The 23,138-nt window shown below is 43.1% G+C and carries 15 protein-coding genes, 2 tRNA genes, 3 rRNA genes and 1 riboswitch; of the genes, 15 read left to right on the top strand and 5 right to left on the bottom strand.

Annotation, left to right across the window (positions count from 1 at the left end; genetic code table 11):
• Positions 1-97: 97 nt before the first annotated feature.
• On the bottom strand, positions 98-2,116 hold the full coding sequence (thiC, locus tag AC21OG_RS04150; RefSeq protein WP_487376015.1) for a phosphomethylpyrimidine synthase ThiC: 2,019 nt from the start codon (positions 2,114-2,116) through the stop codon (positions 98-100).
• Positions 2,117-2,539: 423 nt separating this feature from the next.
• Positions 2,540-2,685, bottom strand: a riboswitch (TPP riboswitch).
• A gap of 353 nt (positions 2,686-3,038) precedes the next feature.
• Between thiC and pstS the strand changes: the two genes are divergently transcribed.
• The 5 genes from pstS (at position 3,039) to phoU (ending at position 8,479) form a co-directional block, all read left to right on the top strand.
• Positions 3,039-4,208, top strand: a complete 1,170-nt coding sequence (gene pstS / locus AC21OG_RS04145; RefSeq protein WP_487376014.1) for a phosphate ABC transporter substrate-binding protein PstS — start codon at positions 3,039-3,041, stop codon at positions 4,206-4,208.
• 142 nt (positions 4,209-4,350) lie between these two features.
• The gene (gene pstC / locus AC21OG_RS04140; RefSeq protein ID WP_486545161.1) at positions 4,351-5,301 is read left to right on the top strand and encodes a phosphate ABC transporter permease subunit PstC; all 951 of its coding nucleotides are present in this window, start codon (positions 4,351-4,353) and stop codon (positions 5,299-5,301) included.
• A 123-nt stretch (positions 5,302-5,424) separates the two neighbouring features.
• Positions 5,425-6,324, top strand: coding sequence for a phosphate ABC transporter permease PstA (gene pstA / locus AC21OG_RS04135; RefSeq protein ID WP_487376012.1), 900 nt, complete (start codon positions 5,425-5,427; stop codon positions 6,322-6,324).
• 71 nt (positions 6,325-6,395) lie between these two features.
• A complete protein-coding gene (gene pstB / locus AC21OG_RS04130; RefSeq protein ID WP_487376010.1) occupies positions 6,396-7,307 on the top strand; it encodes a phosphate ABC transporter ATP-binding protein PstB in 912 nt (303 codons plus the stop codon).
• Positions 7,308-7,687: 380 nt separating this feature from the next.
• A complete protein-coding gene (phoU, locus tag AC21OG_RS04125) occupies positions 7,688-8,479 on the top strand; it encodes a phosphate signaling complex protein PhoU (RefSeq protein WP_486545156.1) in 792 nt (263 codons plus the stop codon).
• A gap of 127 nt (positions 8,480-8,606) precedes the next feature.
• On the opposite strand, the gene AC21OG_RS04120 is transcribed toward phoU, so the two are convergent.
• The 3 genes from AC21OG_RS04120 to argH all read right to left on the bottom strand — a co-directional run bounded on the left by AC21OG_RS04120 (position 8,607) and on the right by argH (position 10,705).
• Positions 8,607-8,759, bottom strand: a complete 153-nt coding sequence (locus AC21OG_RS04120; RefSeq protein WP_487376008.1) for an ATP-binding protein — start codon at positions 8,757-8,759, stop codon at positions 8,607-8,609.
• A gap of 63 nt (positions 8,760-8,822) precedes the next feature.
• Positions 8,823-9,116, bottom strand: coding sequence for an oxidative damage protection protein (locus AC21OG_RS04115; protein WP_486545152.1), 294 nt, complete (start codon positions 9,114-9,116; stop codon positions 8,823-8,825).
• 113 nt (positions 9,117-9,229) lie between these two features.
• Complete coding sequence (argH, locus tag AC21OG_RS04110; protein WP_487376006.1) at positions 9,230-10,705, bottom strand: argininosuccinate lyase; 1,476 nt, start codon at positions 10,703-10,705, stop codon at positions 9,230-9,232.
• A gap of 361 nt (positions 10,706-11,066) precedes the next feature.
• Between argH and hemC the strand changes: the two genes are divergently transcribed.
• The 4 genes from hemC to AC21OG_RS04090 all read left to right on the top strand — a co-directional run bounded on the left by hemC (position 11,067) and on the right by AC21OG_RS04090 (position 14,698).
• Complete coding sequence (gene hemC / locus AC21OG_RS04105) at positions 11,067-12,071, top strand: hydroxymethylbilane synthase (protein WP_487376005.1); 1,005 nt, start codon at positions 11,067-11,069, stop codon at positions 12,069-12,071.
• Positions 12,072-12,265: 194 nt separating this feature from the next.
• Entirely contained in the window at positions 12,266-13,225 is a 960-nt protein-coding gene (locus AC21OG_RS04100) for a uroporphyrinogen-III synthase (RefSeq protein WP_487376003.1), read from the top strand.
• Between the two features lie 22 nt (positions 13,226-13,247).
• A complete protein-coding gene (locus tag AC21OG_RS04095) occupies positions 13,248-13,718 on the top strand; it encodes an acyl-CoA thioesterase (RefSeq protein ID WP_487376002.1) in 471 nt (156 codons plus the stop codon).
• Positions 13,718-14,698 (top strand): hypothetical protein, encoded by a 981-nt coding sequence (locus tag AC21OG_RS04090; protein WP_487376001.1) that lies wholly within the window; start codon positions 13,718-13,720, stop codon positions 14,696-14,698. Before AC21OG_RS04095 ends, AC21OG_RS04090 begins: the two co-directional genes overlap by 1 nt.
• A gap of 36 nt (positions 14,699-14,734) precedes the next feature.
• On the opposite strand, the gene upp is transcribed toward AC21OG_RS04090, so the two are convergent.
• A complete protein-coding gene (gene upp / locus AC21OG_RS04085) occupies positions 14,735-15,373 on the bottom strand; it encodes a uracil phosphoribosyltransferase (RefSeq protein WP_487375999.1) in 639 nt (212 codons plus the stop codon).
• Positions 15,374-15,588: 215 nt separating this feature from the next.
• Here upp and AC21OG_RS04080 point away from each other — a divergent pair, with 215 nt between their 5' ends.
• From AC21OG_RS04080 to rrf, 6 genes are all read left to right on the top strand, one after another.
• Positions 15,589-16,224, top strand: a complete 636-nt coding sequence (locus tag AC21OG_RS04080; protein WP_487376435.1) for a DNA glycosylase — start codon at positions 15,589-15,591, stop codon at positions 16,222-16,224.
• 1,250 nt (positions 16,225-17,474) lie between these two features.
• Positions 17,475-19,010: ribosomal RNA gene (locus AC21OG_RS04075) — 16S ribosomal RNA — on the top strand.
• Positions 19,011-19,264: 254 nt separating this feature from the next.
• Positions 19,265-19,341, top strand: a tRNA-Ile gene (locus AC21OG_RS04070).
• Positions 19,342-19,439: 98 nt separating this feature from the next.
• A tRNA-Ala gene (locus AC21OG_RS04065) sits at positions 19,440-19,515 on the top strand.
• A 373-nt stretch (positions 19,516-19,888) separates the two neighbouring features.
• Positions 19,889-22,742 (top strand): 23S ribosomal RNA (locus AC21OG_RS04060).
• 152 nt (positions 22,743-22,894) lie between these two features.
• Positions 22,895-23,008: ribosomal RNA gene (gene rrf, locus AC21OG_RS04055) — 5S ribosomal RNA — on the top strand.
• The 16S, 23S and 5S rRNA genes sit together here with 2 tRNA genes alongside, the layout of an rRNA operon.
• Positions 23,009-23,138 lie beyond the last annotated feature (130 nt).

Raw genomic sequence — 23,138 nt, 5'->3', positions numbered from 1 at the left:
TACCCTATTTTAATATCAACAACACAGATTTTTTACAAAAACTAAATATGTATTAAACTATTACCGTAAAGTTAATTGGTAATTTGTTATATTTAGCTTACACCTCTTTATAAAGCTGACGTCCTTCTGTATTATACTTTTCACTCATTTCTTGCATGCCTTTTTGAACCTCATCAAAGCTTGCTTCACCTACCTGACCGACAAGTTCTGTATCCACTTGTTTAATCAGATGAGCCTCATCTTTTAAGTCGCCACTGCTCGGTGTCACAGAAGGTGTCACTGGTGTTTTTAGACCAGCGGCATATTCGCGCACGTTTTGAGTGATCTTCATTGAGCAAAACTTAGGCCCACACATTGAGCAGAAGTGTGCAGATTTATGCGCATCTTTCGGCAGCGTTTCATCATGGTATTCACGCGCCGTGTCAGGATCTAAGGCCAGATTAAACTGATCGTCCCAACGGAATTCAAAGCGCGCTTTGGACAAGGCATTGTCTCGTGCTTGAGCACCCGGATGACCTTTGGCCAAGTCAGCAGCATGGGCAGCTATCTTATAAGTGATAATGCCGTCTTTTACATCTTTTTTATTGGGTAAACCCAAGTGCTCTTTTGGGGTTACGTAACACAGCATCGCCGTACCATACCAGCCGATCATCGCCGCACCGATAGCACTGGTGATATGGTCGTAACCTGGTGCAATATCTGTGGTTAAGGGGCCAAGCGTATAGAAAGGCGCTTCATGACACATCTCAAGCTGTAGATCCATGTTCTCTTTAATACGGTTCATGGCAACATGACCCGGACCTTCAATCATCACTTGTACATCATGCTTCCAAGCAACTTGAGTAAGCTCACCTAGAGTGCGTAGCTCACCAAATTGTGCATCGTCATTAGCATCTTGAATACAACCAGGGCGCAGACCATCTCCTAAGCTAAATGCCACGTCATACTGTTTCATAATCTCGCAAATATCTTCAAAGTGAGTATATAAGAAGCTCTCTTTATGATGTGCCAAACACCACTGTGCCATGATTGAGCCGCCACGAGACACAATCCCTGTCAGTCGATTGGCCGTTAAAGGTACATAACGAAGTAGCACGCCTGCGTGAATCGTAAAGTAATCCACACCTTGTTCGGCTTGTTCGATCAACGTATCGCGGAAGATCTCCCATGTTAAGTCCTCGGCGACACCATCTACTTTTTCTAGCGCTTGATAAATAGGCACGGTACCAATAGGCACAGGAGAGTTTCGGATAATCCACTCACGGGTTTCATGAATGTGCTTACCGGTTGATAAATCCATAATGGTATCGGCGCCCCAACGAGTCGCCCATGTCATTTTGGACACCTCTTCATCAATACTTGAGCCTAATGCTGAGTTACCAATATTAGCGTTAATCTTGACTAAAAAATTACGCCCGATAATCATTGGCTCTGATTCAGGATGGTTGATGTTGTTCGGTATAATGGCACGGCCCGCGGCGACTTCATTACGGACAAATTCAGGCGTGATAATTTTTGGAGTATTAGCACCAAAGGTTTCACCATCATGTTGACGCATATCGGTTAGCTCGTGTTGTTTCTGAGTTTCGCGAATAGCGATGTATTCCATTTCTGGGGTGATAATACCTTGACGAGCGTAGTGCATTTGGGTGACATTACCAGCTTTACCATTGACAGTTTTTGCACGACGAGGCTTCTCAATATGGGCAAACCGTAGATTAGCCGTTTTGATATCACTAGCGCGCTCACGTCCATAATTGCTGGATAATCCCTCTAACTGTTCGGTATCGCCACGTTCTTCAATCCACTTTTCACGTAGCTTAGGTAAGCCTTTGGTGAGATCAATATCAACATTGGGATCGGTATATACACCCGAAGTGTCATACACATAAAACGGTGGATTTTTTTCACCATTTTCTAGACCAAACCCTCCGGTGGGGGTATCGGTTAAAGTGATTTCACGCATGGGGACTTGAATGTCTGGCCGAGAGCCTTCTATATAGACTTTTTTGGAGGCAGGTAAATTGCGGGTTAGATCTCGCGCTTCTTCATCGAAGCGTTCATCCGTTACCGAGCGGTGAGCAGGGGTTTTTATAGTATGATCAGAGTGACTCATGTGATTGTCCTTATTTTATCTAAAAGGCGTGATGCCAAATTGGTTTATCGTTTTTAGGGAGACCAAATAGCGCTATAAGCTATCAACTGTAGGGCTATAAAAAAAGAAAACCGAAGAATAAAAAAAGACTCGATGAGTGCCGTATCTTCTTAATACTTAACCACAGTGAGGCAATATTGAAATGAGTCATAAATACGTCAATTCAAAAAGCAAACTGCAAATAGAAAGGTAGCCATTTGAACAAAACTTATTTTACCAATACTTACCGTGACAGATAGAACCTCAAGCTGTACTGGCGTAATCAGCATTGATGATAACTGTTTAAATAATTACTGTTTAAGTAGGATAGATCAAATAAGGCTGACACTTTCATTTTAAGCTTGCCATAACAGCAGAGTAACTATAGTTACTTTGTTATGTATTAAGAATAAGCGATGACTTTCCTACGACGGTATTAACCGTATCAGGTTCAACGGGTGATGTCTCAGCAAACGCATCTATAAGTTGGCTTTGTAACGACGTGACAATTACTAAGGCATTATAGATGGACTGCACCCCGAGTCTTATTATGTTACCTATATTAGCAGAATAAAGTGAAAACTGCTTTGTCTAATCATACTTTCTCTACTCTTTAATAAGACAGCCACTTATATGATATTGCCTATAAAAGGCATTTGAAAAAAATAATGTCAATGAGTTGCCGTAGATTTGTTAATGAGGATTTAAATTAATTTACATTGTTTAACAAATAAAATCTAATTTCATCAAACTGTCATATTTAAGAGTCAAAATGTTGTCAATCGAGTAGGGAGAGTTTTTTTAGCTTCTTCCTGTTTTGTGATAGGACTGTTTCTGTATAAGCCTTATTAATAATATTAATTAATCCTTTGTAATTAAAAATGACAACTCTTTAGGAGAGAATATGCGTTATTCATTATTAGCTGTTGCAGTAGCAAGTGCGTTGACCTTAGCTGCTTGTGATAAAAAAACTGATGACACCGCGACCACAGGTGATGAAACAGCCACTACTGCTACATCAACAACACCTGCTGAAACGACAACTACTGCTGGTGGTGCTGATAGTTACACTGATATCGAAGGCGTAGAAATGAATATCAGTGGTGCCGGCGCTTCATTCCCAGCACCTATCTACCAAAAATGGTCTGCAGACTACCAAGCCGCTACTAAAGGCCAAGTGAACTATAACTCAATCGGTTCATCTGGTGGTGTTAAGCAAATCAAGGCAAACACAGTTGATTTCGGTGCCTCTGATAAGCCACTTAAGCCTGAAGAGCTAGAAGAAGCCGGTCTTATCCAGTTCCCAACCGTTATCGGTGGCGTTGTACCTATCGTGAACATCGAAGGCATTGAGCCTGGCGAGTTAGTATTAAGTGGCGAAGTATTGGCTGATATTTACTTAGGTAAAATCACTAAATGGAATGATCCTGCGATTACTGCATTAAACGAAGGCGTTGAGCTTCCGGATGCCAATATCACAACCGTTCACCGTTCTGACGGTTCTGGTACTACTTTCAACTTCACTTATTACTTAAATGAAGTTTCTAGTGACTGGGCTAATGTTGGTGTTGATAAGAGTGTTGAATGGCCAACTGACCAAACAGGTACTGGTGTTGGTGGTAAAGGTAACGAAGGCGTTGCTGGTATGGTAACTCAAGCACCTAACTCTATTGGTTATGTTGAATATGCTTACGCTAAGCAAAACAACATGTCACATACTTCTATGATTAATGCTGCTGGTAACCGTGTTGAGCCATCTGCTGAATCATTCGCTGCCTCTGGTAACGTTGATTGGTCAAAAGCGGAAGGCTTCTACAAAGTTATCGCTAACTCTGATACTGCCGATGCATGGCCTATCGCTGCTGCAACATTCATCTTAGTACACAAACAGCCTAAGAACCCTGAAAAAGTTGCTGGTGTATTGAACTTCTTTAACTGGGCATATAACGAAGGTGATCAAGCGGCATTAGACCTTGACTATGTTCCATTCCCAGACGAAGCCGTTGCATTATTCAAAGAAGAATGGAAGCAAGTAGTTGGTGCTGACGGTCAGCCAGTTTACAACCCTAAATAATATTCGTTAACTTGTCACTGTTAATGAACGTTAAAGCAATTGGCAAGTAAATGATATTTCATTTGCTTGCCTTTTATTAGTTAAATTATTAGTTAAATTCAGATAGTTTTATTAAAAATATTTTACTTACGTTGGGGTTACCATGTCTGACTTACACGCTCAGTTAGCAAAGCAGCGAAGAAATGACGTCTTGTTTGTTAATTTGACCAAGTTTTTTGCACTATTGGTTCTGGTCTCACTAGGCGGAATTATGGTGTCGCTGGTTATCGGAGCATGGCCAAGTATTAAAGAATTTGGTTTTGGTTTTTATACCAGTTCGAACTGGAGCACCGTCAATGATGAATATGGTGCTTTAGCACCTATTTACGGCACAATCGTGACCTCAATCATTGCTATTTTAATCGCCGTACCTGTCAGTTTCGGTATTGCTATTTTCTTAACAGAGCTTTGCCCTAAGACGTTACGCCGTCCCTTGGGCATGGCGATTGAGTTATTGGCTGGTATCCCCTCAATTATTTATGGCATGTGGGGTTTCTTTGTACTGGCACCTTTATTCGCTAAGTATGTACAACCTTTTATTATTAAAGTTATCGGTCCAGTCCCTGTTATTGGCAATTTCTTTGGTGGGCCACCACTGGGTATCGGTGTTTTTACAGCATCACTGATCCTAGCCATCATGATTATCCCCTTTATCGCAGCAACCATGCGGGATGTGTTCTCTGTAGTTCCAGAGCTATTAAAAGAATCGGCTTATGGTGCTGGAGCAACCACGTGGGAAGTCATGTACAAGATTATTCTTCCTTACACTAAAGCAGGTGTTGTCGGCGGTATTATTCTTGGGCTTGGTCGTGCCCTTGGAGAAACCATGGCAGTGACGTTCTTGGTCGGTAATACTTATAACATTAACTCTAATTTATTTGGCTCAGGGGTTACGATCACATCGTCCATTGCCAATGAATTTGCTGAAGCATCAAGTGAGATGCACGTCGCGACCTTATTACATTTAGGCTTAATTCTATTTGTTATAACTTTTGTTGTTTTATCAATATCTAAAATTATGCTGTCACGTATTGACAAGAAAGCGGGTAACTAATCTTAGTAACTAATCTTAGTAGCTAATATTAGTAGCTAGGTTTAACAGTTATTAGATATTAATGAGTCGATAACCAGCTCAAATTAGACAACACAATGATAGATATTTAGCAGGAATAATATTATGACAATGAATTCAAGTTCAACACCAGTAGCCAGTCGTTCAACCAGTTTTGAGCAGCGGATGAATAAGTCGCTATACTCGAAGCGTAAGTTTTATAACGTATTAGGTCTTATCTTTGCTTTTTTAGCGATGGGGTTCGGTCTCATATGGTTAGGTTGGATTCTGATTGATCTACTGCGTAATGGTATGGAAGCGATGTTAACGATGCCTATCTTCACTGCAGATACGCCACCCCCAAATACAATCGGTGGTTTGCGAAATGCAATCGTAGGCTCAATCATGATTGCGGGTACAGGTCTATTGATAGGCGCACCTATCGGACTCATGGCTGGCGTTTATTTAGCAGAGTTCTCTCAAGGCTCATGGCTTGGTAAAGCCACTCGATTTATTAATGATATCTTGCTATCTGCACCTTCTATCGTGATTGGTTTATTCATCTTTACGTTAATGGTGAATAACCGCAGTTTCTCAGGTTGGGCGGGCGCTATTGCATTATCACTCATTATCATTCCTGTTGTGGTACGTAGTACCGAAACCATGCTGAACTTAGTTCCAAACCAATTACGTGAAGCCTCCTATGCACTAGGTGCACCAAAATGGAAAGTGGTGACGGCGGTCACTATGAGTGCTGCAAAATCAGGCTTAATTACAGGTGTTCTTTTAGGCTTTGCACGTATCACCGGTGAGACCGCACCTTTATTATTCACAGCACTGAACAACCGATTCTTTAGCTGGGATATGGGAAGTGCGATGGCTAACTTACCAATGACTATTTATCAATTTGCTGCAGCTCCCGATGACACACAAAATATGATAGCATGGGGCGGAGCACTGCTTATCACATTTTCAGTATTGGGTCTTAACATCATTGCACGCATCGTTGGGCGGGATAAAAAGTAAGCTGACACATTGTTGAAACGTGTAAATAGATTATTGACCAACATTTATTAAAGAGTTTAAAAGGTAGTATTATGACTGATACAATTGAAAAGAAAGTAGTGGTAAAAGATACTCAAGCCTCAAGCGAGAGCATGCTTGATCAGCCAATGGAGACAGGTAATCAACAAGAACAGCCTGATACGTCTTCATTCACAAAGCAAACAGTCGCAGATTTGCCAGACAATATGCCAGATGCAAAAATGCAAATTCGTGATTTAGATTTCTTCTACGGTGATTTTAAAGCCCTAAAACAAATCAACATCGACATACCTGAAAAGAATGTCACCGCTTTTATCGGACCGTCAGGGTGTGGTAAATCGACTCTATTACGTACTTTTAACCGTATGTATGATTTGTACCCTGGTATGCATGCCGAAGGTAAAATCCTTCTTGATGGCAAAAATATCTTAGATAAAGACGTTGATGTTAATTTGTTACGTGCGCGAGTGGGTATGGTATTCCAGAAGCCAACGCCATTCCCAATGTCCATTTATGACAATGTAGCATTTGGTGTGCGTTTATACGAAAAGCTAAGCAAGTCAGAGCTTGATGATCGTGTTGAATGGGCTTTGAAAAAGTCAGCCTTATGGCCTGAAGTAAAAGACAAGCTTAAAGCTTCAGGTTTGTCATTATCTGGCGGACAGCAGCAGCGTCTATGTATTGCTCGCGGTGTAGCAACAAAACCTGAAGTATTGTTGTTAGATGAGCCAACATCGGCACTAGATCCAATTTCAACTGGTGCGATTGAAGATCTGATTGAAGATTTGAAACATGATTATACTATCGCGATTGTAACGCATAACATGCAACAAGCTGCTCGTGTTTCTGACTATACTTGCTATATGTATCTTGGCGATATGGTTGAGATGGGTGAAACCAATCAAGTATTTACCAACCCAGCTCAAAAAGCGACTGAAGACTATATCACCGGTCGTTATGGCTAAAATTGTATTGGGTTTGGTTCATCACTCAACTCTTCAAGCCAGATACTGACTAAAATAAGGTATCTGGCTTTCTGGTTTTTGGGGTGGGTAAAATGGTGCAGTCACTTAAATCTTAATAACTTAAACCTTTTCTATAAAAAAACCTATCTTTGTCAAACCTGCCTAGTCCACAATGGGTAGTACTTGCCAATATAACGTTTATTTTTCTTTATATGTTAATTTTCAAAAATGGTATATTATTTTATCGTTTAAAACTACGACTATCAGGGTGATAGATTGCATACTATGATGGCATAGGTTTAATATACTTAGGGATAGATAGTCCGAATTTAACAACACTTTGAACAGTAATTAAAAATAATTATTAAGGATATACATCCATGCCAGTTAATGAAAAACATTCGTCACGCAGCTTTGATAATGATTTAAATGAATGTTTAGATTTATTCATGCATATGGGAAATATGGCTGCCGATCATGTCACGCTTGCCACTCATGCCTTAATTGACAGTAACGAGGAAGTAGCTGTTAAAGTAATAGATGATGATAATGAGATCAATCAGATGGAGATAAAGGTTGATGAATTGCTAATTTTATTGGTAGCAAAGCGTCAACCGGCCGCTAATGACTTACGTTTAGTGATGGCGATGACCAAAGGTGTTGTGGATATCGAGCGTATTGGTGATGAAGCCAGCAAAATCGCTCGTATGGCAATTCAGTTGAAAAAAGAAGGCGTATCACCACGCGGCTATTCAGAAGTTCAACATTTATCAAATCAAGTTCGTTTAATGCTATTAAATGCTTTAGAGGCGTTTTCACAAATGGATCCTGAAAAAGCTTTTGCCGTCATGCAAAGCGATGAAAACGTCAATGTAGAATATCAATCGGCATCTAGAGCGTTAATGACTTATGTTATGGAAGACAGCCGTCATGTCTCAAAAGTGATCAATATCTTATGGGTGTTACGTGCTTTAGAGCGTATTGGCGATCACGCCCGTAATATCGCAGAATTGGTTATATACTGCATTAGCGGGAAAGATGTCCGTCATACCGACTTTTATACCATAGAGCAAGCGGTACAACTGGCTACTGATAGTATTGCAGCACGCAATGGAGATAATGGCACTGTGCCTCCCAAAATTGAAGGTGGCAACAAACCGAATGAGGATTAATCTTTGAGTTTTAAAGCCCTTATTTATAGACCATAACGTTTGATAACATCTTTAGAGCGCCAACGGTAGCAAGATACTTGTGACTTTCTATTTCAGTGAGTCCTGCCTCCTTATCGACAATCCACGATTAATGGTTTTTAATATCAGGAATGATATCGATGCGAGACAGGCGCTTCCTATTTTCTGATTTATCCTTCCGATCAGGCTGTTCAATGCGACGACGCACAATAGAGTCATGAGCATTTTGAACAAGCTCTCGCAGAGCACCAGTCTCACGCATAGCAAAAGTAGGGATAGAGGGTGTCAGTGAGTCCTTTATTTAGTAAAAGTTACTTAATGTCACCTATTTAGTCTCAGGTGACCAGCCTTCTGGACGTTGGTAATCTTCATTATCCAAGAACTTTTCACGCTGCTCATTGATGAACTTTTTAGCTTCTGGATCAATCATACTTAAGTGATTTTCATTGATTAACATGGTTTGCAGTTCTTGCCATTCATCCCATGCCTTTTTAGAAACGGTATTTTGAATCTCTTCGCCTTTCTTATTCGGGAAAGGTGGGTTTGGCATTTTAGGTAACTCTTCTTTATATTTACGGCAAAACACCAAGTTTGCTTTTGGATCAAAAGTAGCTGTCATGGTTTTATCCTATTATTGTAAATGTGAATGAAGTCTATCCGTTGTTAATCGAGAAACTTGCAAATAAATACTTAATCGACTTTAATTATCAGCGTTCTTTAATAATAAGTGTTTTAAGCGTCAGTGTTATATTTCTCAAGACGCTTACGACCACGAGCAACTGCTTGCATCACCTGATTTGGCGCAGTCCCACCGAGATGGTCACGAGCAGCAAGTGAGCCCTCTAAGGTCAAGTAATCAAACACATCCTCACCGATAGCGTCACTAAACTGTTGTAACTGAGCAAGCTTTAATTCGCTAAGATCAACGCCCTCTTTGATGGCCAGCGCGACCGCATTACCAACCACTTCATGGGCATCACGAAAGGCCACACCTCGGCGAACCAAATAATCTGCTAAGTCTGTTGCCGTGGCATAGCCTTTCATGGTTGCCGCTCGCATATTGTCTTTATTGGGCGTGATATTGGGTAGCATATCAACAAAAGCAAGTAGAGAACCGGTTAGTGTGTCTACACAGTCAAATAAGGGCTCTTTGTCTTCTTGATTGTCTTTGTTATACGCCAGTGGTTGATTTTTCATGAGAGTAAGTAGGGTAATCAGTTGACCAAAGACGCGGGCCGCTTTACCACGTACCAACTCGGGCACATCTGGGTTTTTCTTTTGCGGCATAATGGATGAGCCGGTGCAGAAGCGGTCTGGAATCTGCACAAAGCCAAACTGAGCGGACATCCATAAGATAATCTCTTCACTCATACGGGATAAGTGCATCATTAAGATAGATGCCGCAGAGGTAAACTCAATCGCAAAGTCTCTGTCTGATACAGCATCTAATGAGTTTTCGCAAATTCCTTCGAAACCCAATAACTCAGCGGTGATGCTACGATCAATGGGGAAAGTAGTACCCGCAAGGGCAGCACTGCCTAAAGGCATTTGATTAATACGGCGACGGGCATCAATAAGACGCTCAGTATCTCGGTTTAACATCTCAAACCATGCCATAACATGATGACCAAAGCTGACAGGTTGCGCCGTTTGTAAATGAGTAAAGCCTGGCATAATGGTCTCAGTATGTTGCTCCGCCAACCCGAGTAGTCCAGATTGCAACTTGACCAATAGCTCGACAATATTATCAACCTCTTCACGTAGCCAAAGGCGAATGTCTGTCGCAACTTGGTCATTACGGCTGCGTCCTGTATGTAGCTTTTTACCAACTGTACCGATGATATCGGTTAAACGTGACTCTACATTCATGTGCACGTCTTCAAGCGCAATCGACCAGTTAAACGTGCCAGCATCGATTTCTTGTTGAACGTGATGCAGTCCATCGATGATGGATTTGACCTCATCAGAGGTTAAAATATCACAGCGACCTAACATGGTCGCATGAGCGATCGAGCCTTGAATATCGTGTCTGGCAAAACGCTGGTCAAATCCGACAGAGGCTGTAAAAGCTGCCACAAAGCTGTCAGTCGCTTCGCTAAAGCGTCCGCCCCACATCTGTTGACCTTGTTGGCTTTGTTGGGGTGCGGTTGTACCTGATGTGTTTGATTGGTTTGTTAAGTTGTTACTAGAGTCGTTATTGTCAGTCATATCAGTTAAAATCCAGTAAAGTACATCGAGCAAATAGTTTATCAAAGGCAGTATAGCAAAGGACAAGGTGGCGGTGCTAGCTAAGCGGCTTTATATTAGTAAAACAGTATATTAGTAAAACAGTATATTAGTAAAACAGTTTGATTTAGCAAAAGAGTTTGCATCGTGTTTGTAATATAATTAGTTTGTGACACTCTTTATCGTTTATTAATCATTTGCATCATCTCATCTGCATCATTAAGCCTACCAGCATTGCGTCACTGTAATAATTATTGATTTATGATTAAATAAGCGGCTTTTAATTATTATTAGACTTAATCGCCTTTTTGATCCCCTAATAGAACCCTAAGAAAAGAATTTTATGACCAAATCAGCGCATAGAACCAAGTTAAAAACCCTAAAGATTGCCACCCGTAAGAGTCCATTGGCCATGTGGCAGGCAGAGCATATTAAGTCACGGTTAGAATCTTTATACCCTGATTTAGAGGTCAGCTTAGTGACAATGGTCACCAAGGGCGACAAAATTTTAGATACGCCACTGGCAAAAATTGGCGGCAAAGGTCTATTTGTTAAAGAGCTGGAGCAAGCCTTATATGATGGGCGTGCCGATATTGCGGTGCATTCTTTAAAAGATGTGCCGATGCAGTTACCCGAAGGCTTAATGCTGGGCACCTATTGTAAGCGTGAAACTCCAACTGATGCGTTTGTGTCGAATCTATATGATAATTTAGACGCTTTGCCACAAGGTGCTATAGTCGGTACAGCAAGTCTGCGTCGTCAATGTCAAATAAAAGCCTATCGTCCTGACTTAGTGATTAAATCCTTACGGGGCAATGTACAGACTCGCCTAAGCAAGCTTGATGCTGGAGAATATGACGCAATTATCTTAGCCACTAGTGGCCTCATTCGCAGTGAGCTTAGTGACCGTATTAAAGAAGAGATCGATATTGAAGTCAGTTTGCCTGCGGTAGGGCAGGGTGCACTTGCTATCGAATGTCGCAGCGATGATAAAGCGGTACTTGATTTGTTAAAACCACTAAATGACGGTCAAGCCCGAATTCGTCTGAAAGCAGAGCGTGCTTTAAACCGTCGTCTTGAAGGCGGCTGTCAGGTGCCTATCGCAGCTTTTGCCGTCATTGAAAAAGAGTCTGAAACCTCTAATGCCAAGACATTATGGCTACGGGGGCGCGTCGGCTCAGAAGATGGTCAGACGCTACTCAAAGCAGACAAACGCGTGGTCTTAAGTGGTAATCAGGCAGATCGTGAAGAGCAAGCGGAACAGTTAGGCATTGAGGTTGCAGATCAGCTTTTATCCATCGGGGCTGAAGATATCTTAAAAGCTATCTATACTGATAAAAACAAGTAAGTCTGACAAAATTAGGCAGACAAAAAAGAGTCAGATAGCTTTTTTAACAGTTAATTCCTTGAAAATGACTTCTTTAATAATTTGTCAGTAGTAATTTGTCAGCAATAATTCATCAGTATCGGTATTATAAGGTATTAATAGTTGTTGTTGGTGTCAGTCCTAGTCATGATTTCAGATGGGTTTAATGTGGTGCTATGATATTTATCAACACTCGTCCTGCTAACCGCGCGCAAGCTTTAACCTCCGCTATGCAGGATAAAGGCATGACTGTCTTAGAGCTGCCACTATTAGAGCTAGTGCCTGTTGCTATTAGTGATGGCGAACATCAGCATCAACAAGACTTCTGTCAGCAACCAGATAGTTATCAAGCCTTAGTTGTAGTAAGTCCTACTGCAGCTCAGCTAGGTCTGGCTTCCTGCCCTCAAAGCTTTGTACCAAAATGTCCTGTTATTGCGGTAGGTCATGCGACAGCCGAGGCGCTACATGTTGCAGGCTGGCAGGTTCAATGTCCTGATGAGTATAGTAATGAAGGTATGATGCGTATACCTGAATTAAATACATTGGCGCAGGGTGATAAAGTTCTGGTTTGGCGCGGTCGAGGCGGACGACGACAATTAGTCCATTTCTTACAAGGTGAAAAAGTGACCGTAGATGCTATTGAATGGTATCAAAGGCGCTGTCCCCCAGACGCCTTAGAGAACTTTAAAGCCATGCAACGTGACATTATCGAGTCAAACGCAGCATCTCCACATTCACCTGCACCGACTTCTGAGAAAAGCAACAGTCATCAACATGACACTCTCCTCGAAGAGGATGGCGCTTTCGGTTTTCAAAAATATGAAAAACCAGTGGTACTAATCAGTAGTGGTGAGGCTTTTACCAATTGGCGTTTGTTAGTCACTGAGCAAAACCAATACATACAAGACCAACGCTCGCAACATCAACGCTCAGAAACTGCTACTTTCCAGGACAGCCATCAGCCTACTGATTTAAAACCTGCGGATATTCAATTAAGCAGCTTCAACTACCTCACCTTTGGCAAACGCTTAACCCAAACGTTGCAGGATTTAGACTTAACGTGTGTGCGCATTGAGCATCTTGATACCGATGAAGTTTGGCGCGGAATAGCCTTTATACAATCAAATTATAATTAATGTCATTAGGATATTGAACACCATGAGCATCCCTAACAATACCGAAAATTTTGAAACCCCTGATGAGTTATCTAAATTCGCCAGTGTGTATGTGCAACCCGTGATTTGGAATGACATGGATGCGTTTAATCATGTTAATAACGTTGTTTATTACCGATATGCCGAGTCAGCTCGTATTAACTATCTAAACCAAACTCAGGCTTTTTCAGACGACGCAACGAATGTGTTAGCCCAGTCAAGTTGTACTTATCTCAAGCCTGTGGTGTATCCCGATACCTTGCTTATTGGCGTACGGACCAAAAAGCTCGGTAACACCAGTGTGGTGATGGAGTACCTTTATTACAGTACGGCGCAGCAGGCAGTCGTGGCGACAGGCGATTCGGTGATGGTGAGACTTAATAAAGACGCCACATCAAAAGAGCCTTGGACTGAAGCCGAACGTCAGACGATTCTCGCTTTTGAACAAAGCGCGGGTCATACCCCAGAACAGTAATGTTTTCCTTTTTCAAAACGCAGTCTAATATCCAGACTACTCCTGTGCTGCCGCATCTTGATCAGAGTCTTTATCCTATGCAGTGGTATGGGCAGGACGTTGATTCTGCGCAAACCCTGTTATTCCATGGTTTAAACAATAGAGTTTTAAACAAGCAGGCGTTAAATAATTTACAGTTGCGCAGCTTAGATCTTAATGATCTCAATACTGAATTAGATTTGAATGACGAGGTTAAAACTTCTAAACCTAAGTCAGACTTAAAGGCGGATAGACATCAGGCGTTTACTCAAACGTTAACTTCTGAGCAAACGCTGTTTAGCCAGCATCTGCAAGATAATGAGGTGTATCAAGATTGGATAAACTTTACAGTGTTTGGGCGTTATGTTCAGCGCAGTTTTAGTGCCTTTTATCGGCAACAAGAAGATGTGTTTAATGCTGATATGCCAGAGCTATTAAGGCATGAGCTTATGCGTCATACCCAGCGGCTGCCCATAGATCAAGTGTTGTTTAGTGGGGGTCAATTGCCGAATACCGTGCGTCAAGAAAAGCTATTAATGACCACTTTGAATCCATTTACGGCAATCATTGATGCTATAGGTGGTATAAACTCGGCGCTTCATCAAAAAGTAAATCAAGTGGTTCATCAGGCTGATCATCACTCTGGTTTGCACACTAGGCTAAAAACTAAAACATCTGACGCCAATAGACGACAGCCTATTCAAGTTAGTCAAGCTGACCAAGTCAGGCAACTAAAGCCAGCGCAGATGTTCATCATTAATATTATTAGCGTGACGTCTGATGCTGTTAACGCCTTTGCCGTAAAGCACAACAAGCGGACCAGGGAAGGACTTCGCAACGAGGTCATGATTTTAGATTTCAAATGGCTAACGTTAATCAAAGAGGAGCCCTTTTCGAATAATCATCAATCAGATAACGCTTACCCAGCTCAAGGTCTAATAAGATACTACAAGATAAGTTAGACGTTTTTGGCGATTCATTAACCCCAACATGACACCTTATTTTGTGCCAAATATCTTATCGCCTGCATCACCAAGACCGGGGATAATATAGCCATCTTCATTAAGATGACTGTCCAAAGAGGCGGTATAGATTTTGACATCTGGATGTGCCTCATTGACTAAACGCACACCTTCAGGCGCTGCAACCAATACCAAGGCTTTAATATCACAACAGCCTTTTTGCTTTAACATATCGATGGTCGCAACCATCGAGCCACCAGTTGCCAACATCGGATCGATAATAAGGGCAGGACGGCGGTCAACATCCGACACCAGCTTTTCAAAAAACGGAACGGGTTGTAGCGTCTCTTCATCACGTTGCAGACCCACCACAGAGATTTTAGCTGTAGGGATCAAGTCCAATACCCCGTCGAGCATACCAAGACCGGCTCGTAAAATTGGGACCACCGTGACTGTTTTACCAACGATTTGCTCACCCGTAATTTCTGTACCATCCCAGCCTTGCATGGTGATTTTTTCGATTTTAAAATCACGACACGCCTCATAAGCCATCAAGCGAGCAAGCTCTTTGGTCAACGTCCGAAACTTATAAGTACTACAGTCTTTGGCGCGAATTAAGCTTAGTTTATGGCGTACTAAAGGGTGGCTAATGATTTCAACATTTAACGTGTTCATAAGACCTCTTGGACGGGGGTAAAATTAGGGTGCACTATATTTTAGCGTTAGTCTTAATAAGTTAACGCTTTATAACTTACGTTAATTATAGCAATAAAACAAAAGCCACTGACACACTTCACCGTTTAGATAGGCTATGAAATACAATATCGAACCTCACCTATCAAACTTCATATAGGAGTAAAGCATTGAGCGACCCAAAAGATAACCTTGCCATTGATTCAGTTGACAACTCTCACAGCGAACAACCGGTCGAAAGTCACCCCTTTGGCCCCGTGCTTCCTAGCGATGCCACCATTATGATGATGGGCACTTTCCCCCCTACCTCAGACAAATGGGGCATGAGCTTTCACTATCCAAACTTTTACAATGACATGTGGCGCATCTATGGGCGCGTCTTTTTTGAGGATGGGGATTACTTTCGTGATGGTGACAACAAAGCCTTTGACCCTGAGCGCATACAAGCATTCATGCACCAGCGAGGTATCGCCTCTTGCCCGACGGTTAAAAAGGCCATCCGTGAACAAGGCAACGCCGCTGACAAACACTTGAGCATTGTTGAACCCGTTGATTTAAAACAAATCTTAAAACAAGTCCCAAAGGTGCATACCCTCTTCACCACGGGCGGCAAGGCAACCGAAATACTGATGGGCTTATTAGCAGAGGAACAGGGCAAACCTATTCCCAAATCCCAAATCCCAAAAACCAATCAACACATAGCGTTTCCCTATGCAGGACGTGACTTGACGCTGTATCGCTTACCATCTACCTCCCGCGCTTATCCATTATCATTGGATAAAAAAGTCGACGCCTATCGAACATTTTTTCAGTGGGTAGGCAAAATAGAGTAGTGTGCAAATTGAAGTACACGATAACTACACGAAAAGTGCCATAAGTAGCTCATCCCGCTTTTTGCTACTATCTGGGTGTGCATAAGGCAATGTGCTACGCTTTACCTCGTTCCTGCTTCGCGATAACGATTTAAAGCAAGCACCTTTGCCTTATACTCCACCCAGTATAGCCGCTGCAATCGGGGCTAGCGGTGCCATTCATTCAAGAACACGATGTATCGTAGTTATAATAACGCTATCATTAATAGCCTTTACTACTTTGAAAGTATGCTTATTCATAAGAACTATAGAACAGAAAATGAGTGAAAAACTGAAGGTGTTTGTTCATAGGAGGGGACGGGCAGCTCAATAATATAACAATACCTCATGCTCAACCCTTAACGTAGGCTGTGATTTTAGCCCAGTATTTTTTATTAAAGATCTTGATTTACTGGGCTAAAAGCACCAGCCTACTGTGAAATTTAAAAAGTTAAGAACGGGGTAACGATGTAAATAGATATAGTTGCGTAAATAGAACATAGCCGCGAAATTAGCACGTAAATAAGAAGGTTATAAGCTTAAAGTATTGATTTAAATTAATTTGTATAAAAGCCTTGACCAATGTTAAAAACGCTCTATAATACGCCACCTGTTTAAGAGAACAAGAGGAGAGAACAAGAGGGTAGTAAAGACCATTTTGTTCATGGATTAGTTTGCTAGATATCTGTTTAAAGATTCGTTTTCGAACATAAGGTATTGAAAAGCCATCTTAACAAAAAGTAAATTAAATCAAAAACTTCTTGACAGACAAAATAAACTGCGTATAATACGCACCTCATCAAGGCAATGAAGAATAAATACAGGCTTAACAACCCACATTTATTGCTCGTTAATTTGATAAACGATTTAAAATCAGCTTGACAGTTATTTTATATAAGATATACTAGACGGCTCGCTAAGTAAAAATGACTACTCGAATTGAGTAAGTTCTTTTGAACTTAGTACAACTTACCTTGGACGACAAGATAAGTCAACTATTTAAAAGCTAGAATCAAAGAACAACTTGTGTGGATTTTTGTTGACATAGGATGCTGAGAAATTAAAGTTGGGATTTACTCTAATCGGGTAGATGACTAACTATAAAAAAATATCATTCTTAACAGCAGAAAAACTCGAAGTTAATTCATTATATGAAACATACGAAAAGCAATTTGCTAGTAAAAGAATGAGCCAAGTTTAGAAGCTTCTTTAAAGAGCTTCATAGCAAGATTAAACTGAAGAGTTTGATCATGGCTCAGATTGAACGCTGGCGGCAGGCTTAACACATGCAAGTCGAGCGGTAACATTTCTAGCTTGCTAGAAGATGACGAGCGGCGGACGGGTGAGTAATACTTAGGAATCTGCCCAGTAGTGGGGGATAGCACGGGGAAACTCGTATTAATACCGCATACACCCTACGGGGAAAAGGGGGCGCTTGCGCTCTCGCTATTGGATGAGCCTAAGTCGGATTAGCTAGTTGGTGGGGTAAAGGCCTACCAAGGCGACGATCTGTAGCTGGTCTGAGAGGATGATCAGCCACACCGGAACTGAGACACGGTCCGGACTCCTACGGGAGGCAGCAGTGGGGAATATTGGACAATGGGGGCAACCCTGATCCAGCCATGCCGCGTGTGTGAAGAAGGCCTTTTGGTTGTAAAGCACTTTAAGCAGTGAAGAAGACCATATGGTTAATACCCATATGCGATGACATTAGCTGCAGAATAAGCACCGGCTAACTCTGTGCCAGCAGCCGCGGTAATACAGAGGGTGCAAGCGTTAATCGGAATTACTGGGCGTAAAGCGAGCGTAGGTGGCTTAATAAGTCAGATGTGAAATCCCCGGGCTTAACCTGGGAACTGCATCTGATACTGTTGGGCTAGAGTAGGTGAGAGGGAGGTAGAATTTCAGGTGTAGCGGTGAAATGCGTAGAGATCTGAAGGAATACCGATGGCGAAGGCAGCCTCCTGGCATCATACTGACACTGAGGTTCGAAAGCGTGGGTAGCAAACAGGATTAGATACCCTGGTAGTCCACGCCGTAAACGATGTCTACTAGTCGTTGGGGGACTTGATCCCTTAGTGACGCAGCTAACGCAATAAGTAGACCGCCTGGGGAGTACGGCCGCAAGGTTAAAACTCAAATGAATTGACGGGGGCCCGCACAAGCGGTGGAGCATGTGGTTTAATTCGATGCAACGCGAAGAACCTTACCTGGTCTTGACATATCTAGAATCTTGTAGAGATACGAGAGTGCCTTCGGGAATTAGAATACAGGTGCTGCATGGCTGTCGTCAGCTCGTGTCGTGAGATGTTGGGTTAAGTCCCGCAACGAGCGCAACCCTTTTCCTTAGTTACCAGCGGTTAGGCCGGGGACTCTAAGGATACTGCCAGTGACAAACTGGAGGAAGGCGGGGACGACGTCAAGTCATCATGGCCCTTACGACCAGGGCTACACACGTGCTACAATGGTAGGTACAGAGGGTAGCTACACAGCGATGTGATGCGAATCTCAAAAAGCCTATCGTAGTCCGGATTGGAGTCTGCAACTCGACTCCATGAAGTCGGAATCGCTAGTAATCGCGGATCAGAATGCCGCGGTGAATACGTTCCCGGGCCTTGTACACACCGCCCGTCACACCATGGGAGTTGATTGCACCAGAAGTGGGTAGCCTAACCTTCGGGGAGGCGCTCACCACGGTGTGGTCGATGACTGGGGTGAAGTCGTAACAAGGTAGCCGTAGGGGAACCTGCGGCTGGATCACCTCCTTATTGACGCATCCGGTCAGCAAGAATTCACAACAAGTTGTTCTTTGGTTTTAGTAGAAACAAGCTTTAGCTGTAAACGAGCAGATGCTAGTAGGCAGAACGATTAGAAAATCCCCTTTAAGAGATTTTCTCTTGCGAGCCTAATATTGCACTTATTGTTTTATAGCTTACTGAGGTATTGAGTTATTTGAAAATTCTATTTAAAGAATTTTCCTTGCGCTCGGGATGAAGCAGTGCTTCATCTATATCCTCGCTCAGGGTCTGTAGCTCAGCTGGTTAGAGCACCGTGTTGATAACGCGGGGGTCATAAGTTCAAGTCTTATCAGACCCACCATATTAGACTATGAGAGTAAGCTGAGCTTTTGAAAATCCTATTTAAAGGATTTTCCTTGCGCTCGGGTCAAAGCAGTGCTTTGACTGTATCCTCGCTCAGGGGCCATAGCTCAGTTGGTAGAGCGCCTGCCTTGCACGCAGGAGGTCAGGAGTTCGACTCTCCTTGGCTCCACCATATTTTAATAGACTCTAAAGCGAACAGTAAACAGATATAAGATAAACCAGAACTAAGCAATCAGTAAAACGATTCCTTACTTCTGTTTTATACAGAAAGCGTAAAAGATATAAATGACGATCTGATGAAGACGTCATTACTATTTAAAAACATAGATATGAGTTGTAATAAACGGTTAGACAATGAATTATTTACTGAGCCATTGTCTAACCAGTAATCAACCTTTTTAACGTCAATAGCTAGTAGAGTATTGTTGTTATCCCAAGAGGTTGATTACAAAGTAAAGAGAACTGAATCAAGCGTAAATTATCAAGGTGATATCGTTATAATTGCGGAACATATACTCTAAAGAGAAGACCCTTTGGGGTTGTATGGTCAAGTAATTAAGCGCACATGGTGGATGCCTTGGCAGTCAGAGGCGATGAAAGACGTGACAGCCTGCGATAAGCTTCGGGGAGATGGCAATAATCTGTGATCCGGAGATTTCTGAATGGGGAAACCCACCTAACGTAAGTTAGGTATCCTAATTTATTAGGAAGCGAACGAGGGGAAGTGAAACATCTCAGTACCCTTAGGAAAAGACATCAAACGAGATTCCCCTAGTAGCGGCGAGCGAACGGGGAGGAGCCGACTTAATTTTATGTAGAAGAACAGAGTGGGAAATCTGGCCATAGTGGGTGATAGCCCCGTATTCGAAACATAAATGCAAGCATATTAAGTAGTGCGGGACACGAGAAATCCTGTATGAAGATGGGGGGACCATCCTCCAAGGCTAAATACTCCTGACTGACCGATAGTGAACCAGTACCGTGAGGGAAAGGCGAAAAGAACCCCTGTGAGGGGAGTGAAATAGAACCTGAAACCGTGTGCGTACAAGCAGTGGGAGCGGACTTGATCCGTGACCGCGTACCTTTTGTATAATGGGTCAGCGACTTATATTCTGTAGCGAGGTTAACCGTTAGGGGAGCCGTAGGGAAACCGAGTCTTAATAGGGCGTTTAGTTGCAGGGTATAGACCCGAAACCGAGTGATCTATCCATGAGCAGGTTGAAAGTGCCGTAACAGGCACCGGAGGACCGAACCCACTGTCGTTGAAAAGCCAGGGGATGACTTGTGGATAGGGGTGAAAGGCTAATCAAACTCGGTGATAGCTGGTTCTCCCCGAAAGCTATTTAGGTAGCGCCTCGGACGAACACCATTGGGGGTAGAGCACTGTTTCGGCTAGGGGGTCATACCGACTTACCAAACCGATGCAAACTCCGAATACCGATGAGTGATATCCGGGAGACACACGGCGGGTGCTAACGTCCGTCGTGGAGAGGGAAACAACCCAGACCGCCAGCTAAGGCCCCAAATTCCTAGTTAAGTGGGAAACGAAGTGGGAAGGCATAGACAGCTAGGAGGTTGGCTTAGAAGCAGCCATCCTTTAAAGAAAGCGTAATAGCTCACTAGTCGAGTCGGCCCGCGCGGAAGATGTAACGGGGCTCAAACTAGGAGCCGAAGCTGCGGATTTGAACATGTTTCAAGTGGTAGGGGAGCGTTGTGTAAGCCTGTGAAGGTGTGTTGTAAGGCATGCTGGAGGTATCACAAGAGCGAATGCTGACGTGAGTAACGATAATGGGTGTGAAAAGCATCCACGCCGGAAGATCAAGGGTTCCAGTCCAACGTTAATCGGGGCTGGGTGAGTCGACCCCTAAGGCGAGGCCGAAAGGCGTAGTCGATGGGAAATCAGTTAATATTCTGATACTTGTTTATGATGTGATGGAGGGACGGAGAAGGTTATACCAGCCTGGCGATGGTTGTCCAGGTGAAAGGATGTAGGCAGACTACTTAGGTAAATCCGGGTGGTTATATGCTGAGATCTGATAGCAAGCCAGTTTACTGGCGAAGTGGTCTATACCATGCTTCCAGGAAAAGCTTCTAAACTTAAGTCATAAACGAATCGTACCCTAAACCGACACAGGTGATCAGGTAGAGAATACCAAGGCGCTTGAGAGAACTCTGCTGAAGGAACTAGGCAAAATGGTACCGTAACTTCGGGAGAAGGTACGCTGCTGGTGGTGAAGCCCTTTGCGGTGTAAGCTACTAGCAGTCGCAGATACCAGGCTGCTGCAACTGTTTATTAAAAACACAGCACTCTGCAAACACGAAAGTGGACGTATAGGGTGTGATGCCTGCCCGGTGCTGGAAGGTTAATTGATGGGGTAAGCCGTAAGGCGAAGCTCTTGATCGAAGCCCCAGTAAACGGCGGCCGTAACTATAACGGTCCTAAGGTAGCGAAATTCCTTGTCGGGTAAGTTCCGACCTGCACGAATGGCATAATGATGGCAGCGCTGTCTCCAGCAGAGACTCAGTGAAATCGAAATCGCAGTGAAGATGCTGTGTACCCGCGGCTAGACGGAAAGACCCCGTGAACCTTTACTACAGCTTTACATTGAACTTTGACCTGACTTGTGCAGGATAGGTGGGAGGCTTTGAAGCAGATACGCCAGTATTTGTGGAGCCACCCTTGAAATACCACCCTGGTCATGTTGGGGTTCTAACTCAGGTATAACAATACCGAGGACAATGTATGGTGGGTAGTTTGACTGGGGCGGTCTCCTCCTAAAGAGTAACGGAGGAGTACGAAGGTGCGCTCAGAACGGTCGGAAATCGTTCAAAGAGTATAAAGGCAAAAGCGCGCTTAACTGCGAGACCCACAAGTCGAGCAGGTACGAAAGTAGGTCTTAGTGATCCGGTGGTTCTGTATGGAAGGGCCATCGCTCAACGGATAAAAGGTACTCTGGGGATAACAGGCTGATACCGCCCAAGAGTTCATATCGACGGCGGTGTTTGGCACCTCGATGTCGGCTCATCTCATCCTAGGGCTGAAGCAGGTCCTAAGGGTATGGCTGTTCGCCATTTAAAGAGGTACGCGAGCTGGGTTTAGAACGTCGTGAGACAGTTCGGTCCCTATCTACCGTGGGCGTTGGAAATTTGAGAGGATCTGCTCCTAGTACGAGAGGACCAGAGTGGACGAACCGCTGGTGTTCGGGTTGTCATGCCAATGGCATTGCCCGGTAGCTACGTTCGGATTGGATAACCGCTGAAAGCATCTAAGCGGGAAGCCAACCTCAAGATTAGATTTCCCTTAAGAGCCGTTCAAGACTAGGACGTTGATAGGCAGGATGTGGAAGCGCAGTGATGCGTGTAGCTAACCTGTACTAATTGCTCGTTTGGCTTGACCATACAACACCCAAGTGGTTTTAGTATGTCGCCAATTATTTCGATATCACCCTGATGATTGCTTATAAATAGCAACCTTGATTCAGGTTCTTGATATATTTAGTCAATACAACGTTAAGTAAATAACTTAACCAACTCATATCTATACCCCCTTTGCTGACGACAATAGCACGATGGAACCACCTGATCCCTTCTCGAACTCAGAAGTGAAACATCGTCGCGCCAATGGTAGTGTGGTTCGCCCATGTGAGAGTAGGTCATCGTCAGCTCCCTATACCTAAAAGCCCCCGCAACTTACGTTGTGGGGGCTTTTTCCTTTGGGTTAGGATCTTTTTGGCTATAAAATATTGTTAGAAAACACAAGAGTAATATTTGCAGTTTTGAAATAATGAATACTTA

This window comes from Psychrobacter sp. CX5, assembly GCF_057621535.2.
This window is presented reverse-complemented; position numbering and strand designations above follow the sequence as displayed.